Source organism: Lacipirellula sp., assembly GCF_965279485.1.
Lineage (GTDB): Bacteria > Planctomycetota > Planctomycetia > Pirellulales > Lacipirellulaceae > Lacipirellula.
This window is the reverse complement of the sequence record NZ_CBDIIC010000002.1, coordinates 111,042-123,694: the sequence shown is the minus strand read 5'-3', so window position 1 is coordinate 123,694 and position 12,653 is coordinate 111,042. Positions and strand designations below refer to the sequence as shown.

7 protein-coding genes are annotated in these 12,653 nt (G+C 59.7%); 1 reads left to right on the top strand and 6 read right to left on the bottom strand.

Annotated elements, in window-relative coordinates; translation table 11 throughout:
• The first annotated feature begins 5 nt into the window (after positions 1 to 5).
• Complete coding sequence (locus ACQY7R_RS08085; protein ID WP_428305098.1) at positions 6 to 3,269, top strand: glycosyl hydrolase-related protein; 3,264 nt, start codon at positions 6 to 8, stop codon at positions 3,267 to 3,269.
• 61 nt (positions 3,270 to 3,330) lie between these two features.
• On the opposite strand, the gene ACQY7R_RS08080 is transcribed toward ACQY7R_RS08085, so the two are convergent.
• The 6 genes from ACQY7R_RS08080 to ACQY7R_RS08055 form a co-directional block, all read right to left on the bottom strand.
• Positions 3,331 to 6,942: a CotH kinase family protein gene (locus ACQY7R_RS08080; protein ID WP_428305097.1), complete on the bottom strand. Its 3,612-nt coding sequence runs from the start codon at positions 6,940 to 6,942 to the stop codon at positions 3,331 to 3,333.
• A gap of 292 nt (positions 6,943 to 7,234) precedes the next feature.
• A complete protein-coding gene (locus ACQY7R_RS08075; RefSeq protein ID WP_428305096.1) occupies positions 7,235 to 7,975 on the bottom strand; it encodes a PEP-CTERM sorting domain-containing protein in 741 nt (246 codons plus the stop codon).
• 88 nt (positions 7,976 to 8,063) lie between these two features.
• Positions 8,064 to 9,959: a PEP-CTERM sorting domain-containing protein gene (locus tag ACQY7R_RS08070; RefSeq protein WP_428305095.1), complete on the bottom strand. Its 1,896-nt coding sequence runs from the start codon at positions 9,957 to 9,959 to the stop codon at positions 8,064 to 8,066.
• 63 nt (positions 9,960 to 10,022) lie between these two features.
• Complete coding sequence (locus ACQY7R_RS08065) at positions 10,023 to 10,958, bottom strand: discoidin domain-containing protein (RefSeq protein ID WP_428305094.1); 936 nt, start codon at positions 10,956 to 10,958, stop codon at positions 10,023 to 10,025.
• A gap of 98 nt (positions 10,959 to 11,056) precedes the next feature.
• Positions 11,057 to 11,464 carry a hypothetical protein gene (locus ACQY7R_RS08060; RefSeq protein WP_428305093.1) on the bottom strand — a complete coding sequence of 136 codons (408 nt, stop codon included), beginning with the start codon at positions 11,462 to 11,464 and terminating at the stop codon, positions 11,057 to 11,059.
• A 57-nt stretch (positions 11,465 to 11,521) separates the two neighbouring features.
• A complete protein-coding gene (locus tag ACQY7R_RS08055; RefSeq protein ID WP_428305092.1) occupies positions 11,522 to 12,496 on the bottom strand; it encodes a DUF1559 domain-containing protein in 975 nt (324 codons plus the stop codon).
• Positions 12,497 to 12,653 lie beyond the last annotated feature (157 nt).

Below are 12,653 nucleotides of genomic sequence, written 5' to 3'. Positions count from 1 at the left end.
CTGTGATGACAATCGCTCTCATGAGATTTGGCTTCTGCTCGCTGATGCTGCTGATCGCAGTTGAGCGGTCGTGTGCCGATGGTTGGACGCCGATCTTGCGCGTTGGTTCAATCGATCAGTCGATCGACGATCTCAACGTCATTCCCCTCAGTGGATTCAACGTTGCTTTCGATCACCTTGAACAGCCGCTGCGTCCGGAACAGTGGCCGCATCTGCACCCCGGCGTTCGCGATGTGTGGGCGGGGTCGCGCGGTTATCTGCTGAGGACGCCCGTCGCGACGCCGCGGCGGTACGGGGTCTATCGGATTCGCATTGGCGTACTCGGCGCGCACCCCTACCAGCCTCCGCGACTGCGAGTCACTTTCGGGCCATCCGCCAGCTGGATTTTAAAGGCCCCGTCTGGCGCTGATATTTCGCGTCAAACGGAGCGTCTCGAATACCTTTCTCCTGCCGTGGCGGAATATCTCATCGCAGGACAAGACCTGATTGACGAATCAACGATGCTCGCGATCGAATCGATCGACGACGGGTCATGGATCGTTTACGACGGGATCGAGATTGACTGGATCGACGCCCCGCTTGCTTCGGAAGTCGGCGTCGACTTCCACAAGGAATCGGCGCGGCTCGTTCACCGGACGCCCGATGGACCGCGACAGCAATTTCGCCTCACGCTTGATCTGCGGCGGGTGTCGACGCCGCTCAATCTGAAAATCGTCGACGCTGCAGGAAGCGTATGGAGTGAAGCAACCCTTGGCCTCGATGCGGGGCAAAAGCGATTCTACGGGCCGCTGACGGCCGACCTCTCCATCCCCGCACACGAGAAAGCTCAGGATCTGAAGTTAGAGATCAGATCGGACAACTTTCAGAAATCATACGATCTACACTGGCCAGGGTATCGTCCGATTGAGCTGTACGTCGTCCCTCAAGCCCATTTCGATAACGGTTACACGCACACAGCCGACCAGGCCGTTGCGCGCAACGTTGATAGTCTCTCTCGAGCGCTTGCATTCGGCGAGAAGTATGAAAACTTTTCGTGGACTAACGAAAGCTCTTACATCTTGCAACGTTGGTGGCAGAACGCCAATCCCGCAGATCGCGATCGGCTCGTCGACCAAGTCCGTAGCGGCCGCGTCGGGCTCGACGCCGGCTGGGTGAATCTTCTCACAGGGCTGCCGAACGACGAAGGGCTGCACCGGTGGCTGTACTGGTCGGGCAACTTTGCTCGGGAGCATCGGCTTGATTTGAAGACCGCGTCGCTCACCGATTCGCCGAGTCACGTCTGGTCGCTCCCGACCATTCTGGCGGGGAGCGGCATCGAGTTTCTCTCGATTGGCAGCAATTCTGATCGCAGCGACTTTTGGAAATTTGGCGCCGATCGCGCGTATCAACCTGTCTGGTGGGAAGGCCCGGATGGCGCTCGAGTGCTGACGATGGTCCACAAGCATTACGCCGAGGCGACGACGGTTGGTTTGACGATGTCTCTGGAAGCCGCCGAACAACGGCTGCCGGGTTATCTCACCTACATCTTTGACAATCCTGACGCAAAGGAACCATATCCTTACAACGTCATCCATCTGCACGGCGCTTACTTTGACAACGTGCAACTCGATGAGAACCTGCCCGCCGTCGTTGAGCAGTGGAACGCGAAATACGAATGGCCGCGCTTGATTCTCGGCACGAACGCTGATTTCTTCGAGCGGCTACGCACTGAAGCCGCCCAACATGCTCCTGTCGTGAGGGGAGACCAAGGCGCCTACTGGGAAGATGGCGCTGGCTCGAGCGCTGCGGAAACGAAGCTCAATCGCGACAGCGTTCGCCGACTCGTGTTGCTCGAAGCGTTGCTTGCGGGGCTCCATGCACAAGGCAAGATTCGCGACTATCCCAAAAAGCTCATAGACGAGGCGTGGGAGAACGCACTTCTTTACGACGAACATACTTGGGGAGCGCACCACAGCGTGTCGCTTCCCGATGATCCGCAGACGCTCACGTTGTTTGCCGTGAAGGCGGGCTATGCGATGAAATCGCGCCTGCTCTGCGACCAACTGCAGAAGATCGTCGACGAGGGGCTCGCGTTTACTGGAAGCTGGGAACGCGATCGTCGCAACTCAGTGGCTCCTGAATCTGATGCTCTTAGCTTCCGCTCGGGCTACCTCGCTGTCGACATGGATCAGACGACTGGTTTGATTAGGTCGATCCGCCGCACAGACGACGGCCGTGAATTCGTCGAGCGTTCGCCCGCTGGGGGCAGCGTCGACGCCGCAAACTCGTCTGGGTTTGGCCAGGTTTTGTATTACGCAAAGCAGCGCGGCTATCCCCCCAGCGGAAGCGACGTCGCGACGGGATCGACGCTTTCGACGCCAAAGCTGATTGATATCCAGCGGAAAGAGCGATCGATCGTCTCCCGCTACGAGCATGAGATCTTGGGAATCGTCGAGTTGGAGGTGTGCGTCGCTGCCGACTCGCCGGACATTCAGTGCGTGCTACGCATGAAAGGCAAGCGGCCGGTTCGCGAGATGGAAGGCGTTTACGTCAGCTTTCCGTTCGCATTCAAGCAGCCGCAAATCGACTACGAAGTCGGCGGCGCCACCGTGCAAGCCGGCCGCGACTGGATGCCGCGGGCGTGCCTCGATTGGTTCAGCGTGCAAGATTTCGTGCGGTTGCAAGGTCCGAAGACAGGCGACGACGTCGTCTGGTCTTCGCCGGATGCGCCGCTAGTCTCTTTCCAGGACGTCAACACGCACAAGAAGTTGGAGTCGCTACCGATCGAGAATGGCAGGATCTATTCGTATGTAATGAACAACTACTGGCACACCAACTACCAGGCCCAGCAAGGAGGTAATTTCGAGTTCCGCTACTTTATTAGTTTCGGCAGAAAGACTTCACTGGCGCAAAGTTCGCTTCGCGCCACGCGCTGGTCGCCGGCAATTTGCGACGCGTTAAAGGGCTTCGTTGACATTGGCTCCGAAAACATCCGTATGTCGTCGTTCAAGCGAGCCGAAGACGGCGATGGTTATATCGTGCGCATTCGCGAAGGCAATGGTGAACACGGCGACGTCAAGTTCTCGGTCCCCGCGCTTGAGGAGGCCGGAATCGCGTCGGTTGAAGTCGTGAGCGGCATCGAAGGCGCGCACATGCATCCGCACGGCCAGACCTCAGCGAAAGGCACGGAAGTGTCGACTCACCTCCATCCTTTCGAAGTTCAAACTCTACGCATTAGGCCTGGCAAGCGTGAGTCTGATAGCAACAAGAAGCAAGCGACGGCGTCGTAGCGTAACGATCGCGCGACCGGCCGCTCTCATGCGGCCGCACTTTTTAACCTGCGCATTTCGATTATAACTTCGGTGCGATGCCTGTAAGCAGGAAGTCACTCAAAGCCGCCAGCTTTGCTTCGTCTCTTTCGGATGCGCTAGACTCTTCGACGTCTTTGAAGAGCTTGCTAGAGGCTCCCTGAGAATGAGAGGATAGAACGCCCTCATGCCGATGGTTCACAGCATGGGCACGCACGTCGTCGTTGAACGCCGCATCGCGGGCCGAATGATGAGCGACGTCTTGCGTCTGCCTCGCCGCGACGTCTGCGTTCCACGCCCGTGATTGCAGGATTGCGCTGACTCGGCTGAGTGCAGGCGTCGAAGAAGTTGCGGCCGCCACGACTGTGTCGCCGTTGTCGACTTCCAACGAAAGCGGCGCCATGAACGAAGCTTCCGTGACGTACGAGTTCAAGCTAACTGGCGCGCTGACCGACATCGCAGAAGCGGGCGTCGCCGTCGTTTGGCCGAACTGCGTCTTCCACACGACCAAGTCGTCTTGGTCGACGTCCAAGTCGCCGTCGGCATTGCCCTGCGCTCGGGTTGAGCCAAGCCCGTATCCCCGTTGCCACGCCAGGAAATCGCCGCCATCCACGGCGCCGTCGCTGTTGAAATCAGCGGAGACGGCGACTGGAGTAAATGTCGCAGCCGTCAGCGCGCTCCACTCGCCGTTGCGGAGGATGCGGGCCTTGACCAGCGTTGCGCTCGACAGCGGAATGTTGCCGGAGAAAACCTGCGCGCTCGCTGCATTGACGGCGCCGCCCACAAGTCTCGGATCGCTGCCGTCGGTGGTGTAGTAAATCGTCCCCGGCGACCCGGTGTTTCCGTTCTGCACGGAGAGAATGCCGCCGGCGGCGATCGTGCCGCCATGCTGCCGGAGGTTGTTGACGAGGAACTCCGGCGCCACGGCGTTGGGGTAGAGCGAAGCGGCCTTCCATTGATTGAGGACGATACCGTGCCGATCGCGGAAGTAGGTTCCCAGCATGTAGTTCAGCTGGTTCTGCCATTCGATGTTCCTGGTCCGCGGGACGGTGACATGCTGGTCGCCCCACCGTGCCGACTCGGCCGGCATGGCGTCGTACACTCGATCCGCAAGCTCCGCCATCCGCGCCGCCGGCACGTTGTTTTGGGGGTTGTTCGGATCGTACGTCGGACTGGCGGGATTGACGTACAGCGCGCCGCCGTTGAATAGATGTTCGTGAATTCGATCGGCGAATTGCAGGCGGAATTCTTCGTAGTTGCGCAAGATGCCGTACGCTTGTGCGGCGCCGGTCGACATCCCCAAATTGTTCTCATTGATGCTGGTGCGGTCGCTGAGGTCCAGCGAAATCTCGTTATCCCAAGCGAAGAACTTGAAGCCTTCGCTTTCCGGACCGCGGCGGCGGTTCGCGTACCAGTTACGGTCGGGCCAGTCGTTGTTCCCGCCGTAGTGATTGAGGATCATGTAGTCGATATAGTTGGCGACGTCGAGATAATCCTCCTGGTTGGGGTTGTCCAGGCCGTTGGCAAAATTTCCTTGCAGATTCTGGTAGGCGGCGTTTTTCGCTGCGGCGCCCGAGGCGGAACTCACGGCTTGAGCGAGTGCAATCATCGTGTTGTAGGCGTCGATCGATCCGTCGGCCAAGCCGTCGTGATTGACGACGTCGTATTCTTCCTTCTCGCCGCCAAGGGTCTCCGCAGCGAAGGAGTCATCAGGACGTTCACTAGGGTTGTAGAGTCCCCAGTAGAGGCCGTTGATGTAGAGGTGGACCACGTTTCCGCGCGCCGATGGATTTCCCATCGCTGCTTGCGTATCGCGGAACCACTGATCGCGGGCGTAAAGCGGGTCGCCGAGCGCGCCATCCCATCCCCAGCCATCGTTGAAGTGCGGGCGGATCACGATTGTGTCGAACTTGGTCACGCCATCTTCACCGAAGAGCGGGTACTCGAGCTTGCCGGCGCCATACTCGTCCTTGAATAGCAACCGCAAGGCGTTTTTCTTGGAGAGCGATCGAGACGCGGCGCCGTGAATCCGCAGGCCGGCGTCGATCTGAAACCCTTTCGTGCCGTCGGCATAAATTAGTTCCGCAGAGGTCGGCCGTTCCCACGCCACTCCCTCGCCGCCAACGTTCGAGTAGATGCCATTAGGGCCGAAGAAGTCGGCGTTGTCGAGCGTTAGCGACAGCGTTGGGATCGCTTTGAGGCTGTCTTCAATCAGCGCCGCGTAAACTCCGCCGAAGAGATCGTTCGGGCCAATGACGTCGGGATCCATGCCATAGTCGGCCACCCGGCTGCCCCACGTGCCTGGAAAGCCAGCGGCGAGAGCCGACTGTTGGGTTTGGTGAATGACGTCGCTGGTGAAGATGTACGTTTGCGTGTCGATGTTGGTCGGCGCGTAGCCGAGCTTATACGCCGCCGCGCGAATGTTGCTCGTCTTGTTGATCAACAGCGACCCGGTGTAGAGGAAGCCATTGATAATATTCAAGTTGGCGTCGACGGCCGGCGCCGATCCGTTGATCGTGTAGACAATCTTGGCGCCGGCGGTCGGCGTCGAAATCTCCAAGTTGAACGGAGTTGAGTAGAAGCCGCGGTCGACGCTGAAGGCGGTATCTTCCACGATTCCGGTGAAGATCTGTCCGTTCGCTGCGCCAGGCGTCGGCGTTTGAAAGTATCCGGCCACGATGGGCGTAACGACTTCCGCAATGCCGCCGGTCAGCTTTGGGATCATCAGCATGTCGCTGCTGCCCGATTGATTTAGCGCATGAATCGCGAGCACGTTGGCGCCCTGCTTTAGCTCGCTCAACTTGTTGCTGACGTCGAAGTTCACGTAACCAGCGAGCACGACCTCGTCGCCGCGCTGGCCGGTGGCAATCGAGTTATAGGCCAATGAGCCGGGAGCATTCGAAGAGGCGATCAGCGTGCCATTGAGATACGCGACGAAACCGTCGTCGTAAATCATGCCGAGATTTAACGTTTTGAACGAGCCTGGGTTTGCCACATTGAAAGTGAACCGCGTGTACGCCGTGGTCGTCGTCGACGGTACGGTCACGTCGATGAGCGACGTGAACTCGTTCGCGCTCCCCGGCGACGCTTCGTAGCCGATGCCGGCCGTTCCGAGCGACCAGGCGCTGTCGTTGTACGCGGTCGTCCGCCATACCGCATCGGCGCTGTTATTGACGGGGGCTAGATAGCGCATCGGAGTCGTGTCGTCGACGAGCGTCGTCGAACTCGACGACATCGACAGGCCGTAGGAGATGTCCGTCTGCTGGGACGGCGTCTTCGGTGCGAACTGCTGCACGATGGTCGTGCCGTTTGGCTCCACGAGCGCTAGATACTCGCCGTCGGCGGAGATCTTGAAGTTCGTATGGAGTTCGCCCGGGGGATGGGACGCGGCCTTGTCGGAGGCGAAGACGATAATCGTCGACTTCGGAGCGATGATCGTTCCCGCCGGGAAGGCCCACTGCGTCAGGGCGGTGCTTTTGTCGGTGAGATAATAGCCACTGACGTCGGCGGCAGTCGTGCCGTTGTTGAAGAGCTCGATCCAGTCGGAGGAGTCGCCGTCGCCATCCTTGATCGAGTTGCTGTTCGAGGCGAGCAGTTCTGTAATGTAGACGTTCGCCGCGAGAACTTGGCGAATCTCCAGTTGCTCGAATTGCAACCGACGACTGCCCCGGTTTGCGGCTGCGAATCGACTTTCCCGCCGTCTGTTCCAAACGTTGCCAAACATGCCGAAAGCTTTCGTGAGAACTCAATTGAAGTGTGATGCGAACGTTGATCGCGGCGCCGATGAATCGCCGCCGTAGGCCGGAGATGGCGTTGAGGATGAGAATCGCTTCAGCGTAACCCAGATCAGCGGAGAAAATGCTTTCAAACGAAAAAAATGCCAGGGCCGGCCCGCCCCCCAAAGACAGGCTGACCCTGGCAGCAACAGCGAATCGAATGGTTTGTTGCTACTGCTTGCGACGCTGCAGCAACAAACATGTTCCAGCAACGGCAGCCAATGCCATCGTTGCCGGCTCTGGGACGCCGACGCCATAGACGTCGAGCTCCGTCGTGCCCGTGAATCCGTTTTCAACGCCCGGAAAGTCGAACCGAATGTGCGATACTCCCGTGGCCAAGAACGGTAGCGAGTCGTTGAATGTTTCAATTCGATGCGAGACGGCAAACTTGCCGCCCGAGTTCGGCTGAGGAATTGCCGAGTTCACCGAAGGAGGCGAGGCGATGAGGTCGAACGTCACGCCGTCGGTCGACGTCCAGATGTTGTAGTGCTGCTCGTCACGACCGGTGTCGGCCCATCCCCCGAAGGACACAACGCGCGTGATGTTATACTTACCGCCGAGAGCATAGGTGACCGACTGTCCGCCTGAGCCGCCGCCGGTAGTAGCGTAGCCGGCGTGGTTATCGGAGCCGGCCCCTGCCCCGACGAACGTGCTGATGGAGCCGTTGGTCAACGCTGAAAGGCCTTCAGCGCCTTCTTGCTGAAAGTCACCAGGCCCGGAAGCAATTGGCAACAAGCCGTTGATCAGGTCGCTCGGCGATGGCCCGCCCGGTGCATGCACCGGGTTGAACGGATCTCCCACCGCGCCGGCCGGAATGCCCGAGACGGTGTGCGAGGTATGGATGACGCCCGCGTGAGCCGCTCCCGTAAGGCCCATGGCGCAGCAGGCGCCGACGAAGAATTTCCAACTCATGAGACGTTTCCTCAAGTGGTGACAATTTCAATTGGTTGCGGCGTGAAGGTCGTCGCCCCCGTCGACAACCGTCGCCGCCGAACTCCGCTCAGCGCGATGTGCCGACGTTGCGGCGCGAGCAAACTGCCAAGCCTATCGCTCCCAACCCAATCAACGCGAGCGTCGCCGGTTCCGGAACAGCTGCGGCGGTTGCCGTGCTCGGCGTGACGCTTTGTCCGAACTGCCGCTGCCAGATCAGGAAGTCGGCGCCATCGCTGTCGTTGTCGCCGTCGGCGTCGCCTGCTGCGCCAGTTCCAAAGGCGCCCTTCCATACGGTCAGGTCGAGTCCATTGACCGTGTTGTCGTGGTTGAAGTCGGCAGCCAAGCTGGGCGTCGTGAGCGTTCCATAGACGACGACTCCCTGCCGGAAGGCCGACTCGCCGGGGAAGAGGTATTCGAAGACCAAGTCTTGCGTTCCGCCGGCGCCGACGGTTTTGAACATCTGGCCCATGGACAGGAACGTGGCCCCGCCCGCCATTTGCGAAGAGCCGGCTGGCTTCAGTTCCGCGAGTTGATTGACGCTCGCATTCGACTCACGCCAATCGCCGCCTAAGCGGTTGTCGTCGTCTAGGCTCAGCCACTTCCCGTTCGCCGGCTGCAGCGACCCGCTGGTCGAGGTGATCTTGTAACCGTCGATGTTCACGGAAAGATTCGACTGATTCAAAACCTGGGCATTGCCGGTCGCCGGATCGACGACGAGCACCAGATTGTTGTGGCGTTTCGTACCGGTGTAGTTGATCAGCCCCTGCGTCACCTTGCCGTCCGGGGTGTAGTATTCGAACGTCAGGTCCTCCCACTCAACGCCGAACTGCGTCGCTGCAGGGTAGGCGAAGGCATTGCCGATTGCTCGCGGCGTCGCGGAAGTGATGGCCGTCGAGCCCGTGGGCTTCAGCTCGATGAGTTGCTTAGACGTGCCGACTTGCGGCGACCGCCGCCAGTCGCTGACGCCCTGGGCTTGGAGGCTGTTCCAACCCGCCGGTGAAAGAGAACCTTGGGCCGACTTGATCGCGTAGCCGTCGATCGAAACAGTCCCAGGGCCGGTAGCAATCGACGCGGCGCCCGTGCTGCGATTGACATTCAGCACAAGTTTCTGAGCCACTGAGACGCGGCCGTACATTCCGTTCGTGCTGCCGCCGCCGGCGACCGTGTTGAACTCGTAGACTTGGCCGAATGGCAGCGCCGGAGCTGCGGAGGCGTCGATCGACGAGAATTGCCCAGCAAACGACGACGCATCGATCAGGTTCCAGCTGTTGCCGAGCGTCGGCGTCACGCCGCTGAATTCCAGCTTCAGCTTGCCGCCGAGATTTGCCACGTTCGTCGATTTGAGCGCCGAGTGCGTGGCACCAGTGATCTGGGCGGTAAACGTGCTTTCCGCCTGGAAGTTCACCGAAAGCGCCGAAAGATTGACGTTCGGCCCGATGACGCGCAGATTGCGGCCGAAGTTGGCCGCGAACCCGACGTTCACTGCCGTGACGCCGGCTCCGGCGCCGCCGAGGGTGATGCTGCTCGCCGGCGCCCCAGTGAGGTACAGGTTTGTCGCGACGTTCAACGTTCCGCCCGGCTGAACGGTGAGACTTCCCGTTCCCATTGCCGCGTAGCCGACGTTAAATTCGCCGCTCGTGGCGGGGCGATCGACAGTCGTTAGCGTGCCGCCGTTGCCGATCACGACGGTCCCGGTGTTTCCATCTTCTTTCGCGAGGATCACCTGGCCGGGCTGAAAGGGGATCGCCGAGGTGACGTTGGCCGTGCCGCCGTTACTGACGTTCGCATATTCGTCGAAGCCGACGCCATCGGGGAGTTCACCAGCGGACCAATTCGAGCCGACGGCCCAATCGCCGTTGGTTCCAACCCATGAGTTGGCCGTGCCTTCTTGTCCGTTGGCTGTGCGGCCCCATCCGACGCACAGCAGCAATGCGATCAGAGAGATGCGAGTGCAATAGTTCATATGAAGAGCGCCCTTGTAGGGAGAATCTTTAAGAAGTGGATTCGTGCAGGCGTAGAGAGACGCTCAGCCTCGACGGCGACGCGCACTGAGAAGAGCCAAGCCGGCGCCGGCCAGTGCGAGCGACGAGGGTTCCGGAACGCCGAAGTTCGCGGCGAGCGCAGCCACTTCAGCCGGGACGCTTGTCTTCCAAAGCCGGAAGTCGAGGACGTCGACGACGTTGTCGACGACAATGTCGCCGTCCAAGCCTGGCGACGAGGGAACCTTGGAGAAGTTGTTGCTGATCACGAAGAAGTCGTTAATGTCGACGACGCCGTTGCGATTAGCGTCGCCAGGCGCGAATAGTTGGTTGCCGAAGACGTCGATTTCGGTGTAGCCCGTGTAGCCGTTTTCAACGCTCAGGAACTCGACCTTGATATTCGTGACGTTGACGGCAAGGTTCGGCAGGGCATTTTCAGTGAACGCCGTTCGCTGCGAGACAGGCACCGGCGTGGCGGTGGTTTGCCCCGGGCTGTTGTCGTAGGTCGTCAGTAACGTGTAATTCAAGCCCGCGTCGGTCGAGGTCAAGATGTTGTAGTGCTGAGCATCGCGGCCGCCGTCGTTCCAACCGCCGTAGATCACGATGGACGACAAGTTGTAGACGCCTCCCAAGGCGTAGGTCACCGATTGGCCGGGGCCAGCCGTCGCGTAAGCGGCGTGCGGGCTCTCTGCGCCGCCGTTGCCGTATGCCGTCTGCACGGAACCATTCGTCAACGCGGCAACGCCGGTGGAGCCTTCTTGTTGGAAGTTGCCAACGCTGTTACTTGGCAGCTTGCCGTTCAGCAGATCGGTGATTGAAGAACCGCCCGACGGAAACGTCGGCGTATACAGACCGGTGCCTCCCTCCGGGCCAAGATTGAATTCGTTATTGGCGACAATGGCGCCAGATGCTCCGTTCGAAGCGATAGCGAAAATCGCTGTGCACACGGCAAGGCGTAGGGAGTACTTCTTGGTCTGCGGCATGATGATCCAACCTCCAAGGCGAGTAAGTTGATTCGTGAGGAGTTGAAGAGGCGAGGCTCGAGTTTCCACGAGCCGAGTGCAGGTGAATGACGGGCACGCTACTTCGTCTGCAAATCGAAGTTGTGCTCGTTGTCGCCGGGTTTGACTTCTAGCGTAAGCGTCGTGCGATCGTTATATTCCGGCGGCAGCGTCTCCTTCATTACCGGCCGCACGGGACTATCGGCGGTGCTATATAGTTTTTTCTCACCAACAACCTGAGGGACGCGGATGGCCACCCGCGACGTTCCCGTCGACGCTTGGACCGTGTACTTTCCGTCGAGGATCTTACCGCCGCTGGTCGGCGACTGTCCGTCGACCGGGCTGAACGCCACGGCGCCTGCGGCCACAGGCTGACCGTTGACGGTGATGATTCCGGTCACCTCGCCGCGATTGGGATCTTGGCTTCCGCAGCCCATCACGCAAGCCAAAGTTGCGATCGGAACAATTCGACGAACGTAGTGCATCATGGGCATGATGATCCCAAAAAGTGGAATTCGAGGCAGTAGACGAGTGATCGTAGAACGTTAATTGGAAGAGACAGTTTCGCCGCCGTTCATCGTGCCCAGCGCCTGCCAGACAAGAAGTGCGATGCCGTCGCTGTGGAATGCCACGGAACCATCGCAATTCAACGCGTTCACGCCGCCGTTGTGTCGACTGCGAGCGGCATTCTCTTGCTTCCTGTCTTCGCTCGCAGCGGTGGCCGGCATCGCCGGATCGCCGTTGTCTTGAAACCAGCCATTCTTGATCAAATCAGGAGCCGACGAGTTCGGCGTTTGCAGCGTATGAAAACGATGCACGCCTTCATTGTTGTGAATGTCGGCGCGCCAATCATTGTCCTCTGGACTTGTCGGGATCAGGTACTCCGACATCATCAGCGTGTTGCTCGTACCGTCCGTGATTGATGCAAACGAGGTGTCGAGCGGTTCCAACGGGCGGCCATTCACGTGCGAGAAGGGGGCGATGCCAGGAAAACCAACAAGCTCGCTGTCTCGGAATGCGCCGCCGAAATTCGCATTCCCCCAGTTAACGACGTAGTTGCCCCGGCGACGCTGATACGTGCCAGAGATTTGGTCGGTGCCGGTGACGTCGCTGGGGCAGTAGTACAACGCCACGAACTGCCCTGTCAGTCCATTCATGGTGCCGGTGATGGTCATGGGCGGAAGTTCGAAGTCGGTCTTCAAATCGAACTGACGCGCTAGGTTTCCCTGCTCAATATACGGCCATAGCCGCACGACCCAGGTCTGCCGGACTCGCTTGGTGGGCAGATCGTACGAGGTGCAGCCATACGGCAGTCGCTGCTGGGCGTCGTGATGCAATTGCATCGCCAGTCCCCATTGCTTTAATTGGTTGACGCACTGCGAGCGGCGCGCGGCTTCCCGTGCTGCCTGCACCGCGGGCAGCAGCAACGCCACGAGCACGCCAATGATGGCAATGACTACGAGTAGTTCAACCAGCGTGAACGCTGAGTTTGAGCACTTCCGGTATGTGCGCATTTTCATCGCGATCCATTCAATGGATGATGTGAACGCCGTGCAATGACGAGATTGCGATTCGACGAGCGAAGCGGCCCGCGTAAACGCGACGAGACGGCGACGACCCGATTAGCGGCAGCTGCAGAAAAGTGAAAAAATGGACGACCGCTGCATTAGCGTCGCG

Coding starts and splice junctions, on each gene's coding strand:
- ACQY7R_RS08085 (WP_428305098.1), top strand. CDS start 6: ATGACAATCGCTCTCATGAGATTTGGCTTCTGCTCGCTGATGCTGCTG.
- ACQY7R_RS08065 (WP_428305094.1), bottom strand. CDS start 10,958: ATGCCGCAGACCAAGAAGTACTCCCTACGCCTTGCCGTGTGCACAGCG.
- ACQY7R_RS08055 (WP_428305092.1), bottom strand. CDS start 12,496: ATGAAAATGCGCACATACCGGAAGTGCTCAAACTCAGCGTTCACGCTG.
- ACQY7R_RS08075 (WP_428305096.1), bottom strand. CDS start 7,975: ATGAGTTGGAAATTCTTCGTCGGCGCCTGCTGCGCCATGGGCCTTACG.
- ACQY7R_RS08060 (WP_428305093.1), bottom strand. CDS start 11,464: ATGATGCACTACGTTCGTCGAATTGTTCCGATCGCAACTTTGGCTTGC.
- ACQY7R_RS08070 (WP_428305095.1), bottom strand. CDS start 9,959: ATGAACTATTGCACTCGCATCTCTCTGATCGCATTGCTGCTGTGCGTC.